The organism is Acidocella sp. MX-AZ03 (assembly GCF_027626035.1).
GTDB lineage: Bacteria > Pseudomonadota > Alphaproteobacteria > Acetobacterales > Acetobacteraceae > Acidocella > Acidocella facilis.
The window spans coordinates 3,575,569-3,601,056 of sequence record NZ_CP110774.1; the positions used below are offsets into that span (position 1 = coordinate 3,575,569).

Annotated in this window: 24 protein-coding genes and 1 pseudogene; 15 read left to right on the forward strand and 10 right to left on the reverse strand. The window is 64.9% G+C overall.

Annotated elements, in window-relative coordinates:
• The first annotated feature begins 473 nt into the window (after nt 1-473).
• Together GT370_RS19705 and GT370_RS19710 are read left to right on the forward strand one after the other, a co-directional pair.
• The gene (locus tag GT370_RS19705) at nt 474-923 is read left to right on the forward strand and encodes a hypothetical protein (protein WP_270183626.1); all 450 of its coding nucleotides are present in this window, start codon (nt 474-476) and stop codon (nt 921-923) included.
• The gene (locus GT370_RS19710) at nt 830-1,444 is read left to right on the forward strand and encodes a crotonase/enoyl-CoA hydratase family protein (protein WP_270184435.1); all 615 of its coding nucleotides are present in this window, start codon (nt 830-832) and stop codon (nt 1,442-1,444) included. Before GT370_RS19705 ends, GT370_RS19710 begins: the two co-directional genes overlap by 94 nt.
• Nucleotides 1,445-1,477: 33 nt before the next feature.
• On the opposite strand, the gene GT370_RS19715 is transcribed toward GT370_RS19710, so the two are convergent.
• The 3 genes from GT370_RS19715 to GT370_RS19725 are packed head-to-tail and all read right to left on the reverse strand — an operon-like array spanning nt 1,478 to nt 6,194.
• Nucleotides 1,478-4,027: an ATP-binding protein gene (locus GT370_RS19715; protein ID WP_008495465.1), complete on the reverse strand. Its 2,550-nt coding sequence runs from the start codon at nt 4,025-4,027 to the stop codon at nt 1,478-1,480.
• Entirely contained in the window at nt 4,024-5,241 is a 1,218-nt protein-coding gene (locus GT370_RS19720; protein ID WP_270184436.1) for a putative bifunctional diguanylate cyclase/phosphodiesterase, read from the reverse strand. The genes GT370_RS19715 and GT370_RS19720 overlap by 4 nt, the downstream gene beginning before the upstream one ends.
• Complete coding sequence (locus GT370_RS19725) at nt 5,136-6,194, reverse strand: response regulator (RefSeq protein WP_270183627.1); 1,059 nt, start codon at nt 6,192-6,194, stop codon at nt 5,136-5,138. Before GT370_RS19725 ends, GT370_RS19720 begins: the two co-directional genes overlap by 106 nt.
• 339 nt (nt 6,195-6,533) lie before the next feature.
• Between GT370_RS19725 and adhP the strand changes: the two genes are divergently transcribed.
• Nucleotides 6,534-7,556 (forward strand): alcohol dehydrogenase AdhP, encoded by a 1,023-nt coding sequence (gene adhP / locus GT370_RS19730; RefSeq protein ID WP_008495467.1) that lies wholly within the window; start codon nt 6,534-6,536, stop codon nt 7,554-7,556.
• An 86-nt stretch (nt 7,557-7,642) separates the two neighbouring features.
• On the opposite strand, the gene GT370_RS19735 is transcribed toward adhP, so the two are convergent.
• From GT370_RS19735 to GT370_RS19750, 4 genes are all read right to left on the reverse strand, one after another.
• On the reverse strand, nt 7,643-7,798 hold the full coding sequence (locus tag GT370_RS19735) for a hypothetical protein (protein ID WP_270183628.1): 156 nt from the start codon (nt 7,796-7,798) through the stop codon (nt 7,643-7,645).
• Nucleotides 7,756-8,769 carry a mandelate racemase/muconate lactonizing enzyme family protein gene (locus GT370_RS19740; RefSeq protein WP_270183629.1) on the reverse strand — a complete coding sequence of 338 codons (1,014 nt, stop codon included), beginning with the start codon at nt 8,767-8,769 and terminating at the stop codon, nt 7,756-7,758. The genes GT370_RS19735 and GT370_RS19740 overlap by 43 nt, the downstream gene beginning before the upstream one ends.
• The gene (locus GT370_RS19745) at nt 8,766-9,491 is read right to left on the reverse strand and encodes a GntR family transcriptional regulator (RefSeq protein WP_039885667.1); all 726 of its coding nucleotides are present in this window, start codon (nt 9,489-9,491) and stop codon (nt 8,766-8,768) included. The genes GT370_RS19740 and GT370_RS19745 overlap by 4 nt, the downstream gene beginning before the upstream one ends.
• 149 nt (nt 9,492-9,640) lie before the next feature.
• The gene (locus tag GT370_RS19750; protein ID WP_008495470.1) at nt 9,641-10,129 is read right to left on the reverse strand and encodes a hypothetical protein; all 489 of its coding nucleotides are present in this window, start codon (nt 10,127-10,129) and stop codon (nt 9,641-9,643) included.
• Nucleotides 10,130-10,300: 171 nt separating this feature from the next.
• Between GT370_RS19750 and GT370_RS19755 the strand changes: the two genes are divergently transcribed.
• The 3 genes from GT370_RS19755 (at nt 10,301) to GT370_RS19765 (ending at nt 14,070) form a co-directional block, all read left to right on the forward strand.
• Nucleotides 10,301-11,512, forward strand: coding sequence for a putative DNA modification/repair radical SAM protein (locus GT370_RS19755; RefSeq protein WP_008495472.1), 1,212 nt, complete (start codon nt 10,301-10,303; stop codon nt 11,510-11,512).
• Nucleotides 11,512-12,888, forward strand: a complete 1,377-nt coding sequence (locus tag GT370_RS19760) for a UdgX family uracil-DNA binding protein (protein WP_270183630.1) — start codon at nt 11,512-11,514, stop codon at nt 12,886-12,888. Before GT370_RS19755 ends, GT370_RS19760 begins: the two co-directional genes overlap by 1 nt.
• 102 nt (nt 12,889-12,990) lie before the next feature.
• Nucleotides 12,991-14,070: an IS5 family transposase gene (locus GT370_RS19765; RefSeq protein ID WP_083878918.1), complete on the forward strand. Its 1,080-nt coding sequence runs from the start codon at nt 12,991-12,993 to the stop codon at nt 14,068-14,070.
• Nucleotides 14,071-14,356: 286 nt separating this feature from the next.
• Here the strand turns inward: GT370_RS19765 and GT370_RS19770 are convergent, their stop codons facing one another.
• On the reverse strand, nt 14,357-15,244 hold the full coding sequence (locus GT370_RS19770) for a LysR substrate-binding domain-containing protein (RefSeq protein WP_008495474.1): 888 nt from the start codon (nt 15,242-15,244) through the stop codon (nt 14,357-14,359).
• A gap of 101 nt (nt 15,245-15,345) precedes the next feature.
• On the opposite strand from GT370_RS19770, the gene GT370_RS19775 reads away from it, so the two are divergent.
• The 9 genes from GT370_RS19775 to GT370_RS19815 all read left to right on the forward strand — a co-directional run bounded on the left by GT370_RS19775 (nt 15,346) and on the right by GT370_RS19815 (nt 23,296).
• On the forward strand, nt 15,346-16,107 hold the full coding sequence (locus GT370_RS19775; protein WP_008495475.1) for an SDR family NAD(P)-dependent oxidoreductase: 762 nt from the start codon (nt 15,346-15,348) through the stop codon (nt 16,105-16,107).
• Nucleotides 16,104-16,505 (forward strand): hypothetical protein, encoded by a 402-nt coding sequence (locus GT370_RS19780; protein ID WP_270183631.1) that lies wholly within the window; start codon nt 16,104-16,106, stop codon nt 16,503-16,505. The genes GT370_RS19775 and GT370_RS19780 overlap by 4 nt, the downstream gene beginning before the upstream one ends.
• The gene (locus GT370_RS19785; protein WP_270183632.1) at nt 16,409-16,939 is read left to right on the forward strand and encodes a thiamine pyrophosphate-dependent enzyme; all 531 of its coding nucleotides are present in this window, start codon (nt 16,409-16,411) and stop codon (nt 16,937-16,939) included. The genes GT370_RS19780 and GT370_RS19785 overlap by 97 nt, the downstream gene beginning before the upstream one ends.
• Nucleotides 16,936-17,937 carry a transketolase family protein gene (locus tag GT370_RS19790; RefSeq protein WP_008495477.1) on the forward strand — a complete coding sequence of 334 codons (1,002 nt, stop codon included), beginning with the start codon at nt 16,936-16,938 and terminating at the stop codon, nt 17,935-17,937. The genes GT370_RS19785 and GT370_RS19790 overlap by 4 nt, the downstream gene beginning before the upstream one ends.
• Nucleotides 17,938-18,116: 179 nt before the next feature.
• Nucleotides 18,117-19,145: a TRAP transporter substrate-binding protein gene (locus GT370_RS19795; RefSeq protein ID WP_008495478.1), complete on the forward strand. Its 1,029-nt coding sequence runs from the start codon at nt 18,117-18,119 to the stop codon at nt 19,143-19,145.
• A complete protein-coding gene (locus GT370_RS19800) occupies nt 19,145-19,639 on the forward strand; it encodes a TRAP transporter small permease (RefSeq protein ID WP_270183633.1) in 495 nt (164 codons plus the stop codon). The genes GT370_RS19795 and GT370_RS19800 overlap by 1 nt, the downstream gene beginning before the upstream one ends.
• Nucleotides 19,639-21,036, forward strand: coding sequence for a TRAP transporter large permease (locus tag GT370_RS19805; protein ID WP_270183634.1), 1,398 nt, complete (start codon nt 19,639-19,641; stop codon nt 21,034-21,036). The genes GT370_RS19800 and GT370_RS19805 overlap by 1 nt, the downstream gene beginning before the upstream one ends.
• Nucleotides 21,037-21,065: 29 nt before the next feature.
• Complete coding sequence (locus tag GT370_RS19810; protein ID WP_371137079.1) at nt 21,066-22,040, forward strand: D-2-hydroxyacid dehydrogenase; 975 nt, start codon at nt 21,066-21,068, stop codon at nt 22,038-22,040.
• Nucleotides 22,040-23,296 carry a glycerate kinase type-2 family protein gene (locus GT370_RS19815; RefSeq protein WP_008495482.1) on the forward strand — a complete coding sequence of 419 codons (1,257 nt, stop codon included), beginning with the start codon at nt 22,040-22,042 and terminating at the stop codon, nt 23,294-23,296. The genes GT370_RS19810 and GT370_RS19815 overlap by 1 nt, the downstream gene beginning before the upstream one ends.
• A 59-nt stretch (nt 23,297-23,355) precedes the next feature.
• Here GT370_RS19815 and GT370_RS19820 read toward each other — a convergent pair whose 3' ends face one another.
• Together GT370_RS19820 and GT370_RS19825 are read right to left on the reverse strand one after the other, a co-directional pair.
• Nucleotides 23,356-23,697 carry a GIY-YIG nuclease family protein gene (locus tag GT370_RS19820; RefSeq protein WP_270183635.1) on the reverse strand — a complete coding sequence of 114 codons (342 nt, stop codon included), beginning with the start codon at nt 23,695-23,697 and terminating at the stop codon, nt 23,356-23,358.
• 448 nt (nt 23,698-24,145) lie between these two features.
• Nucleotides 24,146-25,404 (reverse strand): annotated as a pseudogene (locus tag GT370_RS19825) (Hsp70 family protein).
• Nucleotides 25,405-25,488: the final 84 nt, after the last annotated feature.

The following is a 25,488-nucleotide window of genomic DNA, read 5'->3' on the forward strand; positions in this document are numbered from 1 at the left end:
GGCCGGGCGGGGCGATGTCTGTGAATATTTTATGGCGCTGGTGCGGGTTTTTGCGACTCAGCCGGTGCCAAAACCGCGCGAAGCGCCAGAAGTGCCGTTAGCGGCGGGACGGGGCAGCCGCGTTCCCTGGCGCGGCGATCGCCCGGCGGTGGCCGCGTGGCGTAAAATCGTCGCCATATGCATTTTTAATGCTTTGATAAGTTAGAAAATTTTTCCACGGCTTTACGCCTCCAACTCCAGCCCGCGCCCGAAATGGGTTGTTTTTGCAATAATCTCAGGGGGCTGTTTGTTCCGCTAAAGCTATGATGCCCGCCGAAACTTCGTTTCACGCCATAAAAACTACTTAAAGATCGGAAAATTTTTTAAACTCTACTCAAAATTTCAGTCCATAGTGCGGCCACAGCCGGGAGATGGAGTCTCGTAGTTCGGGCTTCGCACGGTTGGTTTTTTTATGGAACCTACGGAGAGTTGAGATGAACTTTGTCAATTTCGCCACCACCGCCCGCCTGCAGAACGACAGCGCCACCTCCTCTCAGAACGAGGATTTCCAGGGCCTGGCGCTGCAGACCCTTCTCAACCGCCGGTTTGAGAACATCCAGCTGGATCTGGATGCGCCGAGCAGCACGCTGTGGTGCCACATGACCCCGCCCGGCCGCCCCTCCTACACCCATGAGCTGATGCAGGATATCAGCGAGATGCAGGAGCTGATCACCTCCTCCTTCTCCCGCGCCCCGCGCCGCGAAAACACCCCCTTCTCCTGGTTCGTGATGGCCTCCGCCGTTCAGGGATTTACAATCTTGGTGGTGATCTCGGCCATTTCGCTCAGCGCATCCGCCAGGGCGACCTCGATTCCATGCGCCATTACGGCCATGTCGCTGTCAAGGCGATCCACCGCAACACCATCGCCTTCGATAGCCCGGTGATCACCATGGCGCTGGTCCAGGGCGACGCGCTGGGCGGCGGTTTCGAGCATGCGCTCTCCTTCGACATGATCGTCGCCGAGCGCAGCGCCAAGATGGGTCTGCCGGAAATCCTGTTCAACATGTTCCCCGGCATGGGCGCCTACAGCTTCCTGTCGCGCCGGGTCGATCGCAAGAAGGCCGAGGAAATGATCCTTTCGGGCCGCATCTACACCGCCGAGGAGCTGCATGAAATCGGCGTGGTCGATGTGCTGGCCGAGGATGGTCAGGGTGCCGCCGTGGCGCAGGATTACATCGCCCGCCATAACCGGAAGTTCAATGCGCATATGGCCACCCTGCGCGCCCGCCGCCGGGTGAACCCGATCACGCTGGAAGAGCTGATCGATGTCGTCGATATCTGGGCCGAGGCGGCCGTCAATCTGACCGAGGCGGATCTGCGCAAGATGGACAAGCTCTGCGCCGCGCAGGACCGCCGTCTGGCGGCGCTGCAGCCTCAGGCTTCGATGATCATGGCCGCCGAGTGAGGGCAGCTTTGGCGATGCCGGCCGGGCCGACGATCATTGATTGTTCGCCCGGCGGATCGTGCCAAGCGCCATCACCGCTTGTCTTGTCCGTTTCAACTCAGTGTGGGCGCGGCTGGTGAACGCGCCCGCCTGGGCCTTCAGCTCACTGCCGCGTAAGCCGCCCCAGGGAGTGCAGAGATTGCCCAGCGCCTTCGCCCCGACATTCGCCGCCGAGCTGCGCAGCGCGTGGGCATGGTTGCGAAACTCCTGCCCATCGCCCTTTTCCGCATCGGCGGAGAGCAGATCGATCAGATCCTTCGCATCGGAGAGGAAATCCGAGAGCAGCTCGTTGAGGAACTGGCTGTCGCCGAGCAGCCGCAGATTGGCGATGATCGCATCATCCAAAGGCGATTCTTCGGGCGCGGGCCGGGCCAGCACCGGCGCCGGCGGCTCGATCCATTCCTCCAGCCGGGCGATCACCGATGAGGGCTCGCGCATGCGGGCCATCTTTTCCACCGCCGCCACCAGATCCTGCGGCGCCACCGGCTTGACCAGACAGCCATCCATGTCGGCGCTGCGCCATTCGCCGCTCATTTGCGCGAAGGCATCCGCCGTCAGCCCGACGATGGGCAGCCGGTCCCGGCCCAGCGCCATCACCCGGTAGAGCTTGGTGGCTTCCAGCCCGTCCAGCCCGGGCATGTTGAAATCCATCAGCACGATATCGAAGCGCTCATCCTCGCGCTCCAGAATATCCACTGCCAGATTGCCGTTATCGGCCACCGTCACATTATGCCCGGCCGCTTCCAGAATGCGGGTGAAGACGCGCTGATTGACCCGGTTATCATCCACCAGCAGCACATTGCGGCGGATCAGCGAGACCGGCAGCGGCGCCGGTTCAGGCTCGGCGTCCAGGGCGCGCGGCGCGGCGGCAGGCAGTTCGTCGCTGGTTGCGATCGGCGGCGCGACGCCGCAGAAGCGGCCGGCGATCAGCAAGGCCTGCTGCAATTCCTGGTCGGAAAAATCGTCCGAGAGCAGGGTGGTGCAGCGTTGCCGGGTGGCAAGATCGGGCAGGCCCGGCCCCTCGACGGGCTGGATCTGGATCAGCATCGGCGCGGCGCCGCGGCTGCTCACCGGGGCGGAGGGCGGCTCGCCGTCATTATTGTAATCCACCAGAATGCGTACATCCGCCGGCACCATGGTGCCGGGATTGACCAGCTCCACCTCCGCGCCCATGGCGGCGAGGTTGGTGCGCATCAGCGCGCGCTTCAGCGGATTGCGCACCCGCAGGCCGATCTTGCCGGGCGGCGCCTGCCAGATTTCCTCCGTGGGCTCGGCACGCAACGCCTTGATGAAGAAGCGGAACTGGCTGCCTTCGCCAAGCTTGCTCTGCACGGCGATCTCACCCCCCAGCAGCCCGACCAGCCGCTTGGTGATGGCCAGGCCCAGACCGGTGCCGCCGAACCGGTTGAGAATTGAGGCATCGCCCTGGGTGAAGCTCTCAAAAATCTTCGCCTGCGCCTCAGCCGCGATGCCGATGCCGGTATCCGAAACCTCGACCTGCAGGATCAACTCGCCCTCGCCGCCGGGGCGGGTATCCACCGCCAGCACCACGCCACCAATGGAGGTGAATTTCACCGCGTTGCCGACGAGATTGATCAGGATTTCCTGCAGATGCAGCCGGCTGGTCTTGATCCGTACCGGGGTGCGCGGGGTGACATGGAGGTTGAAGGCGATGGATTTCTCCCGCACCTGGCTCTCGACGATGCGCCGCACATCGACGAGCAGCGCCAGCAGGTCGAACTCCTCCACCGTGCTGGTCATCCGCCCCGCCTCGATGCGGGAGAAATCCAGCAGCTGGTTGATCAGCGTCTGTAAGGAATGGCTGGCGACGCCGACGGTCTCGACCATCTCCGCCTGCGCGGAATCGAGCCTGCTGGCGCGCAGCAGCTCGTTCATGCCGATGATCGCGGTCAGCGGGGTGCGCAGCTCGTGGCTGACACTGGCCAGGAACATGCTCTTGGCCTTGCTCGCCTCCTCGGCGGCCTTGGTCGCCTGGGAGAGTTTCTTGATCAGCGTGCCGGCATAAGCGGGCAGAATGACCAGCCCGATCGCCAGCCCGGCCGAGAGATGCGGCATGGCGCGCCAGAACGGGGTGGAGAGCACCACCGCCAGGAAGCCGAGTGTTGCCACCGGCACGGAAACCGCCAGAAAACGCAGCCCGAAGCGAAAGCCATTGCCGAAAATCACCCAGAGATAGACCGGGTAGAACAACGCCACCCGTTCACCGCCCAGATGCAGCTGCCAGGAGAGAAAGCCGCAATCGAGCAGCAGCGCATAGAAGCGCCTGACCTGGCAGACGCCCGGCCGCCAGATGATATGCGCCAGCCCCGCCAGCGCCAGCACCAGATAAATCGCCATTGCCACGAAGGCGGAGAGGGCGGTTTCGGAATAGCCGCCGAGGATCAGAATCGCGATGATGAGCGCGGCGAAGACCAGCCGGTTATAGCTCATCTCATGTTCGCTGTCCGGGCGCCCGCGCAGGCGCTGGGCCAGCGGGGCGAGCAGCCGGCGCAGCGCATCGCCCGCCCGGTTCAGCGTCCTCATCGCGCGCTCCGCGCCGCGCAGAGGAAGGAGGCCTGGGATTTCTGCCAGACCAACTCGTTCAGGAACACATCCGGCGCCAGCGCCTGGCCGAGCAGGAAGCCCTGGCCCTCATCGCAGCCCTCGGCTTTCAGCAGAGCGAGCTGGGCGTTGGTCTCGATCCCCTCGGCGACGACGCGCAGATTGAGGATATGGCCCAGCTCGATGATCGTGCGCGCGATCGCGAGGTCGTTCTTGTTCTCGGCCAGCCCCTGGATGAAGGAGCGGTCGATCTTCAGCCGGTCGAGCGGGAATTTCTGCATATAGGCGAGCGAGGAATAGCCGGTGCCGAAATCATCCAGCGACAGGCTGACCCCCAGGCTGCGCAGCGCGTTGAGCTGCGGGATGATGTCATCGACATCGCGCAGCAAAATTCCCTCGGTCAGTTCCAGGTCCAGCGCGCGCGGGTCGATCCGGGTCTCGGCCAGGGCGGCGGCAACCACCTTGGCGATGGCGCGGCGGCGGAACTGAATCGGCGAGAGATTGACGCCGACCCGCAAGCCGGTGACGCCCTGGCGCGCCCAGTCCCCGATCTGCCGGCAGGCCTCATGGATCACCCATTCATTGATCGGCATGATCAGCCCGGTTTCCTCGGCGAGGCTGAGGAAATGCCCCGGCGGCACCAGCCCCGCCTCGGGCCGGCGCCAGCGCAGCAGCGCCTCCGCGCCGGTCAGCGCGCCGGTGCGCAGATCGAATTGCGGCTGGTAGTTCAGCACGAATTCCCGCTGCGCGATGGCGTTCAGCAGGTCGCGCTCCAGATTGACCACCTGGCTGGAATTGGTGCCCATCTCGGCGGCGAAGGCGCGCCACATATTGCCGCCGGCCAGCTTCGCCGCATACATCGCCTGGTCGGCATTCTTCATCAGCGATTCCGCGTCCTGCGCGTCCTGCGGCGCCATCGAGATACCGATGCTCGCCCCCACATTCAGCGCCTCTGGCGCATGCTCGCTCTCATTCAGCCGGGCGATGATCAAATCCGCCAGCCGCGCGGTATCCTCCGGTCCGGTGATGTTGGATTGCAGCACCGCGAACTCATCCCCGCCGATGCGCGCCACCGTATCCTCCTCGCCGATCAGCTCGACCAGCATCTCGGCGATGCGCCGCAGCAGCCGGTCACCCATGGCGTGGCCCTGGCTGTCATTGATCGATTTGAACCGGTCGAGATCGATGAAATGCAGGGCGAAATGCTGGTCCCCCGGCGGCCGCGGGCGAATTCGCGCTGGATCCGGTCGCGCAGCAGCGCACGGTTGGGCAGCCCGGTCAGTGGGTCGTGATTGGCCAGATATTCCAGCCGCTTCTCGGCATTGCGCCGCTCGGTGATGTCGACCGAGGTGGTCAGCACCGCGCGCGCCACGCCATTGGCATCGCGCAGCGGCACCTTGCTGGTCAGGTACACCAGCGTGTCGCCGGAGGCGGTCATCACCTCCTCCTCGCGGGCGGGCAAAGGCTGGCCGGTTTCCAGCACCAGCTTGTCCAGCCGGCGGCTGGAAATGCCGCGCTCCCAGCCGAATAGCAGATCCACCGGCTGGCCGACCAGCTCGCCCGGCAACTCGCCGGCGGCGGCGGCCTGGGCGGCGTTGACGAACAGGCAATTGCCATGCCGGTCGGCGGCGCTGATCATCGCCGGGACATTGTCGATCACCTGCGCCAGCGCCTCGCGGCTATCGATGGCGAAATCCTCGCGCATCGGCACGCCGGCGGCCAGCCGCCGCTCCAGCATCTCCGCCCGGCGCAGCGTGTTCTGCTGCTGGGCGCGCAATTTCAACAGGTTGCGGGCCCGGGTGACGAATTCCACATGGTCGACCGGGCTCAGCAGAAAATCCGTCGCCCCGGCTTCCAGGCAGGCGACGCGGTAATTGCGGTCGTGATAGGCGGTGACGACGATCACCGGCAGGTTGGGGTCGTAGGAGCGTATATGCGCGACCAGCTTGTCGCCGGTCATGAAGGGCATTTTATAGTCGGTGATCAGCAGATCCGCCTGGTTGCCGGGCAGCCAGTCGATCACCTGCTGGGCGTTCTCGAAGGTGCGGACATGCGCCTCCACCCCGAGATTGCGCGCCAGGCGGGCGTAAATGCGGCGATTGGTCGGGCTGTCATCGACGATCAGGATGGTCGGCTGGGAAATCTGCATCGCCTCAGCCTGTCCAGTGCCGGACCTGTTGCGCCCCACAAGACGGTTTCAGGCGAACCGAGACACACGAATGGCGGCCGGGGCACGGCATTATTCTTAGATGCTGACAACTCATTTCCCGAATGCCCTCTTGCCCTTCTCGGTAGGGTTGGAAGCTATCTCAAGATCTGCCCCAATTCTACCTGTAATCGAATTTATTCAATAATTCGATACGCGCCAAGATCGCTTTCGGACCGGCCCCGGGGGAGGGGCGGGCAAGGCTGGCTTGATCTGGGTCATGGCGCCCCGGCGCGAGCAGGGATTCAGTGGCGTTCGCTGCAAGCGCAAAGGAGAGAGGGTGTGGCCAAGACGATGAAAGCCGCCGTGGTGCGGGACTTCACAAAACCGTTGACGATCGAGGACTGGCCGGTGCCGGACCCGGCGGAGGGGCAGATTCTGGTGCGGCTGACCGCAACCGGGGTGTGCCATACGGATCTGCACGCCGCCCGGGGCGATTGGCCGGTGCGCCCAACCCCGCCTTTCATCCCCGGCCATGAGGGGGTGGGGATGGTCGCGGCGGTCGGGCGCGGGGTGAAGCGGGTGAAGGAGGGCGACCGGGTCGGCATTCCCTGGCTGCACAGCGCCTGCGGCTATTGCCCGCATTGCCGTACCGGCTGGGAGACATTATGCGCCGACCAGCAGAATTCCGGCTATTCGGTGAATGGCAGTTTCGCCGAATACGCGCTGGCGGACCCGAATTATGTCGGCCGGATTCCGGCCGGGCTGGAGGATGGCCCGGCGGCCCCGGTGCTCTGCGCCGGCGTGACGACCTATAAAGGGCTGAAGGAAACCGAGGTGAAGCCCGGCGAATGGGTGCTGATCTCGGGCGTCGGCGGGCTCGGCCACATGGCCGTGCAATATGCCAAGGCGATGGGCATGCATGTGGCGGCGGTGGATATCCATCCGGACAAGCTGGCCCTTGCCCGGCAGCTCGGCGCGGATGTGACGCTGGATGCGCGCGATGCCGAGGCGCTGGCCAGCTTCACGCAGCGCAGCGGCGGCGTTCATGGGGCGCTGGTCACCGCGGTGTCGCCGGTGGCGTTCGAGCAGGCTTACGGGCTGTTGCGCGCCCACGGCACCATGGCGCTGGTGGGGCTGCCGCCGGGGCGCTTCAGCCTGCCGATCTTCGAGACGGTGCTCAAACGCATCACCGTGCGCGGCTCCATCGTCGGCACCAGGCAGGATCTGGAAGAGGCGTTGGAGTTCGCCGGCGAGGGCAAGGTGGCGTCGCATTTCTCCTGGGACAGTCTGGAGAATATCAACCAGATCTTCGAGCGCATGGAACAGGGCGGCATCGATGGCCGGGTGGTGCTGAAGCTGTGAAACACCCGAGCTGAAACCGCGCAAAAGTTTTTGGGGGTGTGGGGCGTTTTTTCAAAAACGCCCCACACCCCTCCGCTCGTTGCGTTTTAATGCCCCACCCGGTACGCGCCCAATGCCGCCAGGTCCGGGACAATCCCCAGCCCCGGCGCCTCGCTCAGCGTGGCGTGGCCCTGGGTGATCCGCGCCAGCGGGCCGCAGCTCATCTCGCGCAGCGCGTTCGGGTTGGAATCGATCTCCAGCATTCCTCACCCCCTACCGCCGCCAGCAGATGCGCCGAGGCCAGCAGCCCCAGCCCGCCGCCCAGCCAATGCGGGCAATAAATCAGCCCCGCCGCCAGCGCCGCGCGCGCCACCGGCAGGCACCCGGAAAACCCGCCCCATTTGGCGATGTCCGGCTGCATGACCGCCACAGCGCGGGAGGCCAGAGCGGCCGCGAAGCCCTCCTGCCCGAGCAGATTCTCCCCCGCCGCCAGGGGGATGCCGGTCTGCCCGGCCAGGTGCCGCCACTCCGCCCAGGGCCGGTCGGCGCGCAGCGGCTCCTCCACCCAGCCCAGCCCGAAGCCGGCCAGATGCGGCAGCATCCGCGCCGCCTCCTCCAGGCTCCAGCCCTGGTTGGCATCCACCATCAGCTTCGCGCTCTCGCCCAGCGCCGCGCGCAGATCGCGCAGATTGCGCAGATCCCGCGCCTGCCCGAACCCGACCTTCAGCTTGAAGGCGGTAAAGCCCGCCTGGCGCTGCGCCAGCGCCGTCTCCACCGCCTTGTCCGGATTGATGCCGCTGGCATAGACCGAAAGGCGCGGATCGCTGCCGCCCAGCAGCCGCCAGAGCGGCTGCCCGGCCCGGCGCGCCCGCAGATCCCATAGCGCGATATCCAACCCGGCGATGGCCTGGGCAACCGGCCCCGGCTCGCCGCACTGGATCGCCAGCACGGCGGTGCGGGCACTCAGCCGCGCGAACACGGCCTCCGGCACGCCCTCCTGGCCGACCGCCAGCGGCGCCAGCACGCGCTCCACCATCCGCGCCCGGTGCTCGGCACCGATGGCGGGGAAATTGCACCAGATCTCGCCCCAGCCGATGGCGCCTTCCTCATCCTCCGCCTCCACCACCACCATCGGCCGGTCATGCATCACCCCGAAGGAGGTGGTCACCGGATGTTCGATCGGGCAGCGATAGACGAAGGCCCGCAGCGCGGCGATGCGGGGGGCAGCACTCACGAGACCAGATCCATCTCCAGCTGCACGAGATCCCCGCGATAGATCACCTCGCCCAGATAGATCACCGTGCCATCCGGCGCCGTGAAGACCCGGCGGACATTGGCAACGGGCGCATTCACCCGCAATTTCAACAAGGCGGCGGCCTCCGGGTCGGCGCTGCCGATGGTCAGGGTCTGGTGGGCGCGGGCGATCTCGATCTCCGGCATGGCGGCGAGCAGCGGGATCATCAGCTCGCTGCGGAACCGCTCCGGGGCGCGGCGGAAAATCGCCTCGTCGAGATGGATGGAGATCACGCAGTAAGGCGTGCCCTCGCGCAGATGCACCCGCATCATATGCACATAATGGGCGGCCGGCTTGCCGTCCGTCTCGGTCAGGTTCGGCGCCGCCTGGCCCTCGGAGATGTTCAGCAGCTGGATCTCGTCGCCCTTCAGCATGGTGACGAGATCGCGCAGCGTGGTCTGCACTTTCAGCCTGGTCTCGGCGGCCGGGTTGCGTTGCACGAAGGTGCCGCGCCCTTGCCGCGCCACCACCAGCCCGTCGCGCTGCAGCAGCTCGATCGCCTGGCGCACCGTCACCCGTGCCAGGGAAAACTCCTTCGCCAGCTCCTCGGCGGAGGGCAGCCTGTCACCGGGCTTGAAAATGCCGCGCAGGATGCGTTGGCGCAGTAATTCGGAGAGTTGGGCGTAGAGCGGCAGCGGATTGTCGGTAGAGAGAATACTCATCGGCGCGGACATACCCCCATCATCCCGATAATGGTATGAGCGCCGTCCGAGATTATTCAGGGCGGCAACCCGTTTGATATACGGTCATCCTATAGACCATACGACTTGAGGTGGCAAGATGCGCGCGGACCGACGCGACGCGCTGAGGTTCAGGCCGTCTGTTCGCTGCCGCCGGCCATGGCGAAGCCGGCCAGGGCGGCCTGCATGTCATGGGCTAGGTCCATATCCGCGCAGGGCAGGCGCCAGAGCCCGTCCCCCACCACCTGCAGCTCCAGTACGATCTGCTGAAACCCGTTCTCGACCAATGTGCGCACCGCGCCGACCCGCACATGCGCGGCCGGCACCACCAGGCTGCGCAGCGCCTTGCCTTCCGGTATGGCCAGAAACACCAGCCCCCGCCCGCCATCCAGCGCCAGCCCGCCGCCACGGGCGAAAAAGCTGGTCTGCGCGGTGAAAGGTTGCGGCGCGGCGGCGAGGGCGGCGTCCAGCCGGGACTGGGTACGCTGGGTCAGCCGGCCTTTCACCCAGGCGCCGAGGCGCATCCAGCCGCGTGTCGGCATCGAGGCGACGACGCAGAGGATCAGCGTCACCGTGATGAAAACCCAATGGAAGGCAATCCAGGCCCAGTAGAAACTCAAATGCCCGCTCCTCGCGCCGCCGCCGGGTCGTCAGCGCCCGGAGGATGGCGCGTGGTTAGCGCCATCGGCCAGCCTGGGCAAATCGCTTCGTGACAGGCGCGGCGCTCGCCGCCGCCCGCTTCATTCGGAACTTGACGAAGAGCGCTACAAGAACATAACGTGAACGATGCCATGACAGCCTTTCTCGACCCAGCCCTGACCGCGAAACTCCGGATATTGGCCGATGCGGCGAAATATGACGCCTCCTGCGCCTCCTCCGGCGCGCCGAAACGCGCGGCGGGGAAAGGCGGGCTCGGCTCCACCACCGGGGCCGGCATCTGCCATTCCTACACGCCGGATGGGCGCTGCGTCTCGCTGTTGAAAATCCTGCTGACCAATTACTGCTTGTTCGATTGCGCCTATTGCATCAATCGCCGCTCCTCCAACGTGCCGCGCGCCCGCTTCTCGGTGCAAGAGGTGGTGGATCTTACCTTGGCCTTCTACAAGCGCAACTATATCGAGGGGCTGTTTCTCTCCTCGGGCATCATCCGCTCGCCGGATTACACGATGGAGCAGATGATGCTGGTGGCGAAATCGCTGCGCCAGGATCACGGCTTTGCCGGCTATATCCATCTGAAAGCGATCCCGGAGGCCAATCCCTGGCTGATCGAGCAGGCCGGGCTGTGGGCGGATCGGCTTTCGATCAATCTGGAACTCCCCAACGAGACCAGCCTGGCGCGGCTCGCCCCGGAGAAACAGGCCCCGGCGATCAGCGCCGCGATGGGGCAGATGCAGCAGCGCATCGTCGAGGCCAAGGCGGAGCGGCGGCGCTTCTCGCCTTCGGGGCAATCGACCCAGATCATCGTCGGCGCGGATGCCACGGACGATGCCGCGGTGCTGGCGAAAAGTGCGGCGCTGTACGGCGATTTCAAGCTGCGGCGGATCTATTATTCCGCCTACAGCCCGCATCAGGCGGTCAGCGCCGCGCTGCCGGCGAAGCCACCGCCCTTGCAGCGCGAGAACCGGCTCTATCAGGCGGATTGGCTGCTGCGCTATTACGGCTTCACCGCCACCGAGATCGCCCAGGGCGGCGAGGGCGGGATGCTGGATCTGGAGATCGACCCCAAGCTCGCCTGGGCGCTGAAGAATCGCGGCCAGTTTCCGGTGGATGTGAACCAGGCGCCGCGCGAGATGCTGCTGCGGGTGCCGGGGCTGGGGGCGCGGGCGGTGGAGAAGATCATCGCGGCGCGGCGCTTCTCGCGGTTGCGGCTGGCGGATGTGGCGCGGCTCAGCTCCGGGCTGAAACGCATGCTGCCCTTCCTGATCACCGAGGATCACCGCCCGGCGCAGACCGACCGGCTGGATCTGCGCCAGCGCCTCGCGGTGCAGCCGAGCCTGTTCTGATGCAGACCCGCATCGCGCTGGCGCCGGGAGCGGATCTGCCCGGCTTTCGCGCCGCGGTGCGCGGGCTGGTGGCGCGGGGCGTGAAGCCGCGCGAGGTGCTATGGGAGACGGGCGCCAGCCTGTTCGGCGCTGCCCCGCCGCAGGACGGCCCGGCCTTCAGCCTGCCCCGCGCGGCGGCGGAGCTGATCGGGCTGGTGATCTGCCATCGCGACCCGGCCCGCCATGCGCTGCTTTATGAAATGATCTGGCGGCTGCGCCATGGCGAGCCGCATCTGCTGGAGATGCGCCACGACAAGCTGACCCACCGGCTGGAGATGCTGGCGAAAGCCGTGCGGCGGGATCTGCACAAGATGCACGCCTTCGTGCGCTTCCGCCGCGTCGAGGACGCGCAGGGCGAGCGCTTCCTCGCCTGGTTCGAGCCGGATCATCATATTCTGGAGGCGACTTCAGGGTTTTTCGTCAATCGCTTCCGCAGCCTGGTCTGGTCCATCCTCACGCCCGAGGGTACGCTGCATTGGGACGGCACGCGGCTGGAAATCGGCCCGCCAGGCCAGCGTGGCGATGTGCCGGAGAGTGATGAGGTCGAATCCGGCTGGCTGGATTATTACCAAAGCATTTTCAACCCGGCGCGCCTGAACACCGCGATGATGCAGAAGGAAATGCCGCGCAAATATTGGCGCAATCTGCCGGAGGCGCGGCTGATCCCAGAGCTGGTGGCGCAGGCCCCGGCGCGGGTGGAGGAGATGATCGCCCGCGCGGCGGCGATGAGCGCCAAACGCGACCCGCAAAAGGCGGTGGCGGCGATGGCGGCGCAAACTCCCACGACATTAGCGGCGCTGAACCAGATCATCATGGCCTCGCCGCCCTTCGTGACCGGCGGCACGCGCGCGGTGCTGGGCGAGGGGGCGATGGAGCCCGCCATCGCCTTCATCGGCGAGCAGCCTGGGGATGAGGAGGATGCGCAGGGGCGCTGCTTCGTCGGCCCGGCCGGGCAGCTTCTGGATGCGATGCTGGCGCGGGCCGGGATCGACCGGGCGGAATGCTACATCACCAACGCGGTCAAGCATTTCAAGTTCGAGCAGCGCGGCAAACATCGCCTGCACCAATCGCCGAGCACCGGGGAGATCAAGCATTATCGCTGGTGGCTGCTGAAGGAGTTGGAGCTGGTGCGGCCGCGTCTGGTGGTGGCACTGGGGCGAGTGCGGCGCTGGCGGTCGGCGGCCAGCCGGTCTGCGTTACCCAGGCGCGCGGCCCGGCGCAACTGGGGGATTGGCCGGCTTTTGTCACCACGCATCCATCTTATCTGCTGCGTTTGCCGGATGAGCAGGCGCGCCGCGCGGCGGAGGCGGCGTTTTTGCAGGATTTGCGGGCGGTGAGGCGTTTGGCTCAAACCCACGCTTAACAGTTTGCTGAAAAACTCCTGGCGGCCGGGATTATGATGTGATTCACTTTGGCTGGCAGGTTTTGTGAGGCGTGGGGTGCGGGGTTCTTTTCGAGATCAGGGCGGGATGTTTTCGTATGTTTCACCAGAAACACGGGTTCCGGCGACCCATCCGTTGCGAGCGATCCGTGCTTTGGTGCGGGATGTTCTGCATGAGATGAGCCGCAGCTTTGCCTGGCTGTATTCCAGGGAAGGCCGGCCCTCGGTGCCGCCTGAACAATTGCTGAGCGCGCTGCTGATCCAGGTGCTGTACGGGATTCGCTCGGAACGGCAGTTGATGGAGCAACTGGATTATAATCTCCTGTACCGCTGGTTTGTGGGCTTATCCCCGGATGATCCGGTCTGGAACCCGACCACGTTTAGCAAGAACCGCGAGCGCCTGCAGAACGGCGATATATTCCAGAAATTCATGAGCCGGCTGCTGAACCACCCGCGGGTGACGCCGCTACTATCGGATGAGCATTTCTCGGTGGACGGCACGCTGATCGAGGCGTGGGCGTCGCAGAAGAGCTTCCGGCCGAAGGATGGCAGCGACGATGATGGTTCGGATTTCCACGGTCAGAAGCGTAAGAACGATACCCATGCCAGCACCACCGACCCGGAAAGCCGGCTGTACCGCAAGGCCGCTGGGCGGGAGGCAAAGCTTTCGTATATGGGGCACGCGCTGATGGACAACCGGCACGGCTTGGCGGTGGGTGGCCGAGTGACCCAGGCCACAGGCACGGCTGAGCGTGAAGCCTCGGAAGCGATGTTGAAAGCCAAAGCCAAGTCGGCCGCCGGGCGGATCACCGTAGGCGAAGACAAGGCTTACGATACCGCCGATCATGTCGCCAATCTGCGCGACGCCGGCGTGACACCGCATGTCACACAAAACAACGGTGAGACCAAAACCGGCAGGCACCGCCGCAGCGCGATTGACGGACGCACCACGCGCCATCCCGGTTATGCGATGTCGCAGACCCGCCGGGCGATGATCGAGTGCATATTCGGCTGGGGCAAGCAGCACGGCACGATGCGCAAGACCAAGCTGCGCGGCGTTGCGCGGGTCGCCGGCACCTTCATGCTCAACCTGATCGCCTATAATCTGGTACGCATTCCAAAAATGGTGGCAATATAAGGGACGAGTCTGTCCGCTGGACGAAAAAAGTCCAGAAACCGGCAAGAAACTTCAATCACTTGAACCAAAATCCAGGCCCCAAAGCTAAATCAGAAAAAATAAAACCAAGTTTCGGGGTTTTTCAGCAAACTGTTAAATGTGCAAAAGTTTTTTGGTGCCGCTTTTTTTCAAAAAAGCGGCAAAAACGCCGGGGCGTAGGCAACGGCGTCGTCAACACCCCAAACCTTCGTGGGGACTTTTTGAAAAAAGTCCCCACACCCCCAAAAACTTTTGCAAATTTAGATTTTCAGCCTTTTTCCACCTCAGCCAGCGCCGAATTCAGCCAATTCAAAAAAACCCTGATCATCGGCGCACTCTTCCGCCGCGTCGGATACACGAAATGATGCCCGACATAGGAAATACTCCGCGAGCACCCGGCCAATGGCGCCACCAGCTTGCCCGTGGCCAGCTCCTTCGCCGCCAGCAAGGTTGATTCCAACGCCACCCCATGCCCCTCCACCGCCGCCGCGATCGCCAGGAAGCTGCGGTCGAAGCGCAAGCCCCGTAGCGGCGGGGCCGGCAGGCCGTTGCCGGCGAACCAGTCCGGCCAGCGCACCTGCTTATTGTCGCTCTGGATCAGCGTCTGCTCGCCAAGATCCGCGATGCTGGTGATCCGCGCCGCCAGAGGCGGGGCGCAAAGCGGTGTCACTGTCTCCGGCCCGAGCGGGATCATCTCCACCCCCGGCAGCGTCACCGGGCCGTAAGTGATATCGGCGTCGAACTCATCGGCGGTGAAGCGGGTATAATCGGTGCCAGCCGCCAGCCGCACCTCGATGCCCGGATGCGCGTTGAGAAAATGCGGCAAACGCGGCGCCAGGAACTGGGCGGCGAAGCTCGGCGCGCAATGCAGCCGCAGCGAAGCCGGGGTGCGGCGCGAGACCGTCTCCAGCCCCCGGCGCAGCTCCTCAAAGCCGCGCTCCACCGCGCGCATCAGCGCCGCCCCCTCCATGCTCAGCTCCACCGCCCGGGTGCGGCGGATGAACAGCTTCACCCCCAGCGCCGCTTCCAGATTGCGGATGGCGTGGCTCACCGCGCTCGGCGTGAAGCCCAGCTCATCCGCCGCGGCGGTGAACGAGCCCAGCCGCCCGGCGGATTCAAAGGCTCTGAGCGCCGGAAGGGGGATTTTGTTGAGCATTTTATATGTGAACCAAATTCATCCATGGATGTAAAGATCGCGTTTGTCGGCGGCCCGGTATCGGCGCAGCTTCAGCCTTACAAAACCAAATTGGAGGAACCATGCTGCTCAGCGGCAAGACGGCGATCATCTCGGGCGCGGCCAGCAAGGCCGGCATCGGCCTGGCCACGGCGCGGCTTTTCGCCAGCCAGGGCGCGCGGATCGCGATTCTCGACCTCACCGAAGAAGCCGCCGCCGAAGCGGCCGCCACCCTGCCGGCCGTACCTGAAGGCGCGCATCTGGGTGTCGCCTGCGACGTGACGGATGCGCAGGCCTGCCAGGCGGCGGCCAAGCGTGTGCTGGAGGTGTTCGGCCAGGCGGACATTCTCATCAATAATGCCGGCATCACCCAGCCCTTGAAGCTGATGGAGATCGGCGGCGAGAACTGGCAGAAGGTGATGGATGTGAATCTCACCGGCGTGCTCTATCTCAGCCAGGCCTTCATCCCGCATATGCGTGCGCGCAAGCAGGGCTCTATTGCCTGCATGTCCTCGGTCTCCGCCCAGCGCGGCGGCGGCATTTTCGGCGGCCCGCATTATTCCGCCGCCAAAGCCGGGGTGCTCGGCCTCGCCAAGGCGATGGCGCGTGAGCTGGGGCCGGATGGCATTCGCGTCAACAGCGTCACCCCCGGCCTGATCCAGACCGAGATCACCGGCGGCAAGCTAACGGATCAGATGCGCACCGACATCCTGAAAGGCATCCCGCTCAACCGTCTGGGCGAGGCCAAGGATGTCGCCGGCGCCTTCCTGTTCCTGGCCTCCGATATCTCCTCCTACATCACCGGGGCGGTGATCGACGTTAACGGCGGGATGCTCATCCATTGAACCAGATCTCCAATGTTTCCCTGCCCACCCGCGCCTGGCGCATAAGGCGCAATGCGCTGCGGATGGGCGAGGTGCAGGGCCAGGGCTATATCGCCCAGGCGCTCGGCATCGCCGATGTGCTGGCGGTGGCCTATTTCCACGCGCTCACCTACCGCCCGGAAGACCCCGAGTGGGAAGGGCGCGACCGTTTCCTGCTCTCCATCGGCCATTACGCCATCGCCCTCTACGCGGCGCTGATCGAGGCCGGGGTGATCCCGAGGATGAGCTGGAAACCTACGGCACCGATGATAGCCGCCTGCCAATGTCCGGCATGGCCGCCTACACGCCGGGGATGGAGATCACCGGTGGCTCGCTCGGCCATGGTCTGGGCATCGCCGTCGGCTTCTGCCTCGGTCTGAAGCGGAAGAGTTCGAAAAACTTCGTCTATAACCTGTTCTCGGATGGCGAGCTGAATGAGGGCTCGACCTGGGAGGCGGCGATGGCCGCCAGCCATTGGAAGCTGGATAATCTCGTCGCCATCGTCGATGTGAACGACCAGCAGGCCGATGGCCCGTCCTCCGCCATGTCCAGCCGCGAGCCGCTGCATGATCGCTTCACCGCCTTCGGCTGGCATGTCGAGCGTGTTGATGGCAACGATATCGACGCGGTGGTGAAAGCCTTCGATGCGGCACGCAATCTTGGCGAACCGAAGCCGCGCATCATCATCTGTGACACCAAGATGGCGAAAGGGGTGAAATTCCTCGAAGAGCGCGAGATGAACCATTTTCTGCGCGTTGACGCGGATGAATGGCAGAAGGCGCTCGAAATTCTGGACCAGGGGAAGCCCGCATGAGCAGCACCACCGCGGCGCCGAAGCCGCGCCTGACCACCTCGGCGATGATCGCCTCGCTGGCCGCCCCCGGCCAGCGCACCAAGCCGGCCCCGTTCGGCAATGCGCTGACCGCCCTGGCCGCGCAGAATCCGGATATTGTCGGGCTCTCGGCGGATCTCGCGAAATATACCGATCTGCATATTTTCGCGAAGGCTTTTCCGGAGCGTTTCTACCAGATGGGCATGGCCGAGCAGCTTCTGATGAGCACCGCCGCCGGGCTGGCGCGCGAAGGCGCGATCCCGTTCGCCACCACCTACGCGGTGTTCGCCGCGCGCCGCGCCTATGATTTCATCTGCCTTGCCATCGCCGAGGAAAAGCTCAACGTCAAAATCATCTGCGCGCTGCCCGGCCTGACCACCGGCTACGGCCCGAGCCATCAGGCGACGGAGGATATCGCCATCTTCCGCGGCTGCCCCAACCTCACCATCATCGACCCGTGCGACGCGCATGAGATCGAGCAGGCGGTGCCGGCGATCGCGGCGCATCAAGGCCCTGTCTATATGCGTCTGCTGCGCGGCAATGTGCCGCTGGTGCTGGATGAGTACGGCTATAAATTCCAGATCGGCAAGGCGGCGCTGCTGCGCGACGGCGCCGAGGCGCTGGTGATTTCCTCCGGCTTCATGACCATGCGCGCGCTGGAAGCCGCCGATCTGCTGGCCAAGGACAAGGTGGGAGCGGCGGTGCTGCATGTGCCGACGATCAAGCCACTGGATGAGGCGAAGATTATCGAGGAGGCCGCCAAGCCCGGCCGCATCGTCGTGGTTGCCGAGAATCACAGCATCGTCGGCGGGCTGGGCGAGGCGGTGGCGGGGCTGCTGCTGCGCAACGGCATCAATCCGGTTTTCCGCCAGATCGCGCTGCCGGATGAGTTCCTCGATGCTGGCGCGCTGCCGACGCTGCATGAACGCTACGGCATTTCCGCCGAGGCGGTGGCGCGGCAGATCAAGGGCTGGCTGTAACCCTCTCGCGCGGCCTGGTCTGTCCAACCGGCCGCGCCTGGCCGGGGCCTCCCATTCGGCGGGAGGCCCCGGATTTCAAAGCTTCGACGGGCCGCGCCGGCCGCGTTTCGATCCAAGAGTATTCAAAAATACAAGCTTCAAAAGCACAAAAACCGAGCGACCATTGGAGGATGCAGACCATGACGAAGAACAATAACGCGCTCACGCTCACCCGCCGCACCGCCTTGGCCGGTGGCGCCGCACTGCCGCTGTTCGGCATTCTCACCCGCCGCGCCCAGGCCGCCGAATTCACCTACAAGATGGCCACCGGCCAGGCCCCCTCGCATCCGGTGAACAAGCGCGCCCAGGAGGCGATCGACCGCATCGCCAAGAACAGCGATGGCCGCATCAAGATCGACCTGTTCCCCGCCGCCCAGCTCGGCACCGATGCGCAGCTGATCTCGCAGGTGCGCATCGGCGGCGTGCAGTTCATCAACATGGCTTCTTCCGTCCTGGCCACCTATGTCCCCGCCGCCGGCGTGGTGAATACCGGCTTCGCCTTCAACGGCTATGACCAGGTCTGGCAGGCGATGGATGGGGCTCTGGGCAAATATATCGGCCAGTCCATCGACAAGGCCGGGCTGACCATGATCGGCCGCAGCTGGGATAATGGTTTCCGCCAGATCACCACCTCGACCAAGCCGATCAAGACTCCGGAGGATCTGAAAAATTTCAAGATCCGCGTGCCCCCCGCGCCGATCCTCACCTCGCTCTTCGCGGCCCTCGGCGCCAGCCCGACGCCGATCGATTTCTCCGAGGTCTATACCGCCTTGCAGACGCATCTGGTCGATGGCCAGGAAAACCCGCTGCCGATCATCGCCACCGCCAAGCTCTACGAGGTGCAGAAATATTGCAGCCTCACCGGCCATGTCTGGGATGGCTATCTCATCCTCGGCAACCCGGCGGCGCTGAACAGGCTGCCAGCGGAGATGAAGGCGATGGTGATCCATGAGTTCGACCAGGCCGGCAAGGATGAACGCACGGACATTGCCGCGCTGAGCAAATCCCTGCAGGCGGACATGTCCGCCAAGGGGCTGCAATTCCTCGATGTCGACAAGGCGAATTTCCGCACCGCTTTGGCCAAGACCGATTTCTACCCGCACTGGAAGGCCAAGTTCGGCGACCAGGCCTGGTCCCTGCTGGAGAGCGTGTCCGGGACACTGGGCTGATGTCGGCCAGCGCCATGAAGATGGGACAGCCCGCGCCGGCCAGCCATATCGAAGCCGAAGCCGAGATCGGCCATCATCTGCTGCGCAAGGCAGACCGGCTGCTCGGCTGGGTCATCGATATTCCCTGCGCGGTGCTGGTCCTGGCGGAAGTGGCGCTGATTCTGGTCAGCGTCATCGCACGCTCGGTCTTCAACACCCCGCTGGTCTGGAGCGATGAGATCATCGGGCTGATGTTCCTGTGGCTGACCATGTTCGGCGCGGCGAATGCGCTGCGCCGGCAGGACCATATGCGCATGACCACTTTGGTCTCGCGTCTGCCGCCGGTCTGGCGGGCGCGGATGAACGCCATCGGGGTGGCGGCCCCGGCGCTGATGCTGGCGCTGCTGATCGGCCCCGCCTGCCAGTACGCGGCCAATCAATGGTATGTGCAAACCCCGGCTCTGGGCCTGCCGGATAGTTTCCGCGCCGGGGCGATGCCGGTGGGGCGGGGCTGATGCTGCTGGTCTGCCTGCTGCGCCTGGCGCGTTATGGCTGGCGGGAGCTGGTGGTGGCCGCCGCCGTGCTGGTCTGCGGCGCGCTGCTGTTCGCCGCCGCCGCGCCGCTGCTGGGCAGTATCGGCAACTGGAATCTGCTGGTGTTCTTCGTCGGGCTGCTGGCCTTCTGCGTGCTGGCGGGCGTGCCCATCGCCTTCTGTTTCGGGCTGTGCACGGTGGCCTATCTGCTCACCACCGGCGGCGCGCCGCTGGCGGTGGTGCCAGGCTCGATGGATCAGGGCATGAGCGCGATGATCCTGCTGGCAGTGCCGCTCTTCATCCTGCTCGGCCATCTACTGGTTACCACCCGCATGGCGCATGTCATTGTCGAATTCCTGGCGGCGGCGCTGGGGCATGTGCGCGGCGGGCTGAATTACGTGCTGCTCGGCGCGGTGCTGCTGGTCTCCGGCATTTCCGGCGCGAAGACGGCGGATCTCGCCGCTGTCGCCCCGGTGCTGGTGCCGGAGATGAAGCGCCGCGGCATCGATGAGGGCGAGATCGTCTCGCTGCTCGCCACCTCCGGCGCCATGGCCGAGACCATCCCGCCTTCCATCGTGCTGATCATCATCGGTTCCGTCACCGGCGTCTCGATCTCGGCTTTGTTCGCCGGCGGGCTGCTGCCGGGCGTGGTGCTGGCGCTGGCGCTGGCCTTGGTGGCGCGCCTCCGCACCAAACCGCAGGCGAATGCGCCGGCGCGGCCGCCCGCGCGGGCGGTCTGGCGCAAATTCGCCATCGCCATTCCGGCTCTGGCGCTGCCCTTCGTCATCCGCTTCGCGGTGGTGGACGGCATCGCCACCGCCACCGAGGTCTCCACCATAGGCATCGCCTATGCGGTGCTGGCGGGGCTGCTGATCTACCGGCATTTCGAATGGCACCGGCTGTTCCCGATGCTGGTGCAAACCGCCTCTCTGGCCGGCGCCATCATGTTCATCATCGGCGCCGCCACGGCGATGGGCTGGGCCCTGACCCAGTCCAATTTCTCCATGGCGGTGGCGCATTTCATGCAGTCCGTGCCGGGCGGGCGCTATGGCTTCCTGCTGGTCTCGATCATCGTGATGGTGGTGCTGGGCAGCGTGCTGGAGGGGATTCCCGCCATGGTGCTGTTCGGGCCGCTGCTCTTCCCGGTGGCGAAATCGCTCGGCATCAGCGAGGTGCATTACGCCATGGTGGTGGTGCTCTCGATGGGTCTGGGCCTGTTCGCCCCGCCTTTCGGCCTCGGCTATTACGCCGCCTGCTCGATCGCGCGGATCAGCCCCGATGCCGGGCTGAAGCGTATCTGGCCTTATGTCGGGGCGCTGTTCGCCGGGCTGCTCTTGATCGCGGCGGTACCCTGGATCACTCTGGCGCTGGTGCGTTGAGGGTGCGCCGGCGCGAAACAAGAAGGGGAGTGGCCTTGTCCAACGATAAATTGCGGGTGGTGTTTCTGGATCGCGGCACGCTGGGGCCCAGCGTGAAGCTGCCCGGCCTGACCCAGCCGCATGAGCTGGTGAGCTATGATGCCACCCCGGCCAGCGCGGTCGCGGCGCGCATTGCTGACGCCGATATCGTGATCACCAACAAGGTGCCGGTGCGCGCCGAAAGCCTGGCCACCGCGACGAAGCTGCGGCTGATCGCGGTGGCGGCGACGGGCACGGATATTGTCGATCTCCCCGTCTGCGCCGCCCGCGACATCGCCGTCACCAATATTCGCGGCTATGCGGTGAACACCGTGCCCGAGCATACTTTCGCGCTGCTGCTGGCGTTGCGCCGAAGCCTGTTGGCCTACCATAACTCGGTCGCCGCCGGGCGCTGGCAGGAGAGCGGCCAGTTCTGCTATTTCGACTACCCGATCCGCGACCTCGCCGGCTCCACTTTGGGCATCATCGGCGGCGGCGCGCTGGGCGGGGCGGTGGCCAAGCTGGGCGACGCCTTCGGCATGAACATCATCTATGCCGGCCGCAAGGGCGAGCCGGAGGCCAAGCCGGGCTACACCCCGTTCGCGGACTTCCTGGCCCAGGCGGACGTGATCACGCTGCACTGCCCGCTCACCCCGCTCACCCGCAACCTGCTCGGTGCCGCCGAATTCGCGCAGATGGCCCGCAAGCCGCTGCTGATCAATACCGGCCGGGGCGGGCTGGTGGATGAGGCGGCGCTGGCGGTGGCGCTGCGCAGCGGCCAGATCGCCGGGGCGGGGTTCGATGTCACCAGCCCCGAGCCGCCGCACCCGGATAATGCGCTGCTCGGGCTGATGGAGCTGCCGAATTTCATCCTCACCCCGCATGTCGCCTGGGCCTCGGAAGAGGCGATGCAGGCTCTGGCGGAGCAGCTGATCGGCAATATCGAGGCCTTCCTGGCTGGCATCCCGCGGAATCTGGTGGCGTGATGGCCCCGGAAGCGCTGCTGCGCGCGGCCTTCCAGGCCGCTCTGGACGCCGCCGACCCGAAGCTGAGCCTGGCCGCGCATCTGCCGCCGCGCCCGCGCGGCCGGCTGGTGGTGCTGGGGGCGGGCAAGGCCGCCGCGTCCATGGCCCAGGCGGTGGAGGCGCATTACGGCGCCCCGCTGGAAGGGCTGGTGGTGACACGCTATGGCCATGCGCTGCCGACGCAATGGATCGAGGTGGTGGAAGCCGCGCACCCGGTGCCGGACGCGGCCGGGCTGGAAGCCGCCCAGCGCTGCCTGGACATCGCCGAAGGGCTGGGGCCGGATGATCTGCTGCTGGCCTTGGTCTCCGGCGGCGGCTCGGCGCTGCTGACTTTGCCGCTGCCCGGCATCTCGCTGGCGGAGATCCAGGCTCTGTATCAGGATCTGCTCGCCTGCGGCGCCAATATCTCCGAATTCAACTGCGTGCGCCGGCATCTCTCGCGCAGCCAGGGCGGCCGGCTGGCGGCGGCGGCGAATCCGGCCCCGGTGCTGGGGCTGCTGATGTCGGACGTGCCGGGAGACGACGCCGCGGCCATCGCCTCCGGCCCGGTGGTGGCGGACGCCTCCACCATCGCCGACGCCAAGGCGATCCTGGCGCATTACAAGATCGAGCTGCCCGCCTCCATCCAGGCGGCGCTGGAGCGCCCCGAGGCGGAGAGCGTGAAGCCCGGCGATGCCCGGCTGGCGCAGGTGGAAACCCGCATGATCGTCACCCCGCAAGCAGCGCTTGAGGCGGCGGCACAGCGGATCGAGGCGTTGGGGGTGAAGGCGCATATTCTGAGCGACCGGATCGAGGGCGAGGCCAAGGATACCGGCGCGGTGCTGGCGGCCATTGCGCTGCAGGTGGCCACGCGCGGCCAGCCTTTCGCGCCGCCCTGCGTGTTGCTCTCCGGCGGCGAGACTACGGTGACCTTGCGCAAGGGCGAGGAGACCGGGCGCGGCGGGCGCAATGTGGAATTCCTGCTGGCCTTCGGCCTGGCGGTGCAGGACCATCCGGCGATCACCGCTTTGGCGGCGGATACGGACGGCATCGACGGCATCGAGGAAATCGCCGGCGCGCTCTGGCGGCCGGGCACGCTGGCGCGTGGGGTGGATGCGGCGAAGGCGCTGAAGCGCCATGACGGGCACGGGTTTTTCCAGGCGGTGGATGCGGCCATCGTCACCGGGCCGACCCATACCAACGTGAATGATTTCCGGGCGATTTACATAGATAAATAAAAGTTTTGTGGCGCCTGCACCCAAAAGCTTTGGTAACTATATACTTGGCTAAGCTAAACCTATTGATACTTGCGCTTTTTGAACGCTGATATTTCTGCTGAGGACAGTTTAAACCATTCTCCGTTAGCTCTGCGACTAGCGAAGCGACGATGCCAATACGCTTCAATACCAGCGGGATCATCCGTTTTGATGTTGTGGATGATCTTAGCCGTATCTGGAAGCGCGATCCTTATTTCCTTTATTCGTCTTTCGATATCGTCGCTGCGCCCTATTTTGTAAAATCCGCCTGATTGGATGAGGTAAACATACCCCTCTGAAGTAGGTGTGTCAGGTCGTGGCGGTATAGTGATGCTGGCGATAAGAGTTAGGACTTCGGGAAACTCCCCGTCTCTCTCAGCCATGAATTAAATCGCTCAATGAGAGCCGACTTTGAACCATATTTTTTCTCAAATGTCGTTCGCGACGGAAATTCAGGGTCGATTTTTCCGAACATACCAATTTCTGCGAAGGAAGGCATTTTCCCATAATGTAGACACGCCTTTGCAAGCTTCGTGAAGAAAAAATTCGGATCAAGGCGAGGTTGCACAACATTTGGCTCAAAGCCTGCTTCAATAATAGCGTCGCTCCACTTTGCCCAAAGTCTACCCCTCCATATCCCCTCCGTTATGCCCGTTTCGGTTTCAAACAAGTTCTTCCCTGGCGGCTTTCCGCCATTTTCCTGAGAAATTCGCCTTATTTCCGATAGAATTCTATCCCGCATGAGAGATAACTGTCATAACTCAATTTGTCGGTCGAGCGAATTTATAAGGCTAACTTAGCCAAGTATATAATTACCAAGCTTTTATGACCTCAGCCCTGGCGGTCTCTGCCGATCAGCGCCAGCCCCTCAGCCACAGAGACAAACTCGCCGCCGGCGGACATCTTTTCCGCCCCGAAGCGTGTTTCAAACAAGCCGTGCACCGCCGGCACGAACGAGGTGCCCCAGTCAGAAACACCCGGTCGATCTCGCCCGCCTGCATCCCCGCCTGGTCCAGCACCGCCTGAATGCACGTATCCAATTTGCCCAGCTCCGGCGCGATCCAGCCCTCGAACTCCTCACGCGCGATCTCCTGGTCCAGGGTGAAATCCTCATGCTCAAAGCGCAGCCTGGTCCCCGCCTCGCGCGAAAGCGCCGCCTTCGCCCGGCTCACCGCCTGATACAGATGATACCCGCTCTCATCCTTGATCAGGCTCAGCAGGTTGCGCAGCTTCTGCGGCTTATGCGCCAGCTTCGCCACCTCCTCGATATCCCGCAGCACCCTCGGGCTGCGCATCAAGGAGAGCTTGTGCCAATTGGCGAAGCTGGTGAAATACTCGATCGGGATCGGCATATCCTTGCCCATCGGCACCCGGTACTCATCGCCCTTGCCCAGAAGCGGCGAGATCGCGTTGTCGATGATCCGGTAATCCAGACTGTCCCCGGCAATCCCCACCCCGGTATTGGCCAGCGTCACAATCGGCATCTCCGCCCCCGGGGTGAAGCGCAAAATCGAGAAATCGGACGTGCCGCCGCCGAAATCCCCCACCAGCACATGCGCCGGGCGCGCCAGAGCGCGAATGAAGCGATACCCCGCCGCCTCCGGCTCATAAGCGGTCTCGATCTCGGGCAGCCCGGCGGCGGCGAAGGCGGCGCGCAGCCGCGCCTCGCCGAACGCATCATCCGCGAACTCTCCGGCAAAGCGCACCGGCCGCCCGGCGACGATCCGCGCCTCTTTATCCGCCCCCAGCAGCGCCTTCAAAAACAGCGCGATCATCTCCTCCAGCGTGAAGGAGCGGCCGAAAATCTGCGTCTGGGTAAAGCTCTTCTGCGCCAGATAGGTCTTCATGGACATGATCAGCCGGGCCTCCAGCGGATCCTCCAGATAGGTCTCCACCGCCGCCGGGCCGGCGGCATGGCGCAAAGCCGGGCGGCCTTTGGTCTCCTCCTGCCAGAAGCAGAGCACGCTGCGGAAGGTCTCGAAGCTCATCCCGTCCTGGGTGAACACCCGGCTGCTCACGTGCCCATCCGCCGCCAGCTCCGCCACCACGGAATTGGTGGTGCCGAAATCGATGCCGAAGATGCGGGACATGCGGGAGCCTTGGGGTGAACGCTGAGGGAGCCGGGTTCAAGCGCATAAGAGCCGCCGGCGCAAGGGCGGTTTGCGGCAGAGCAG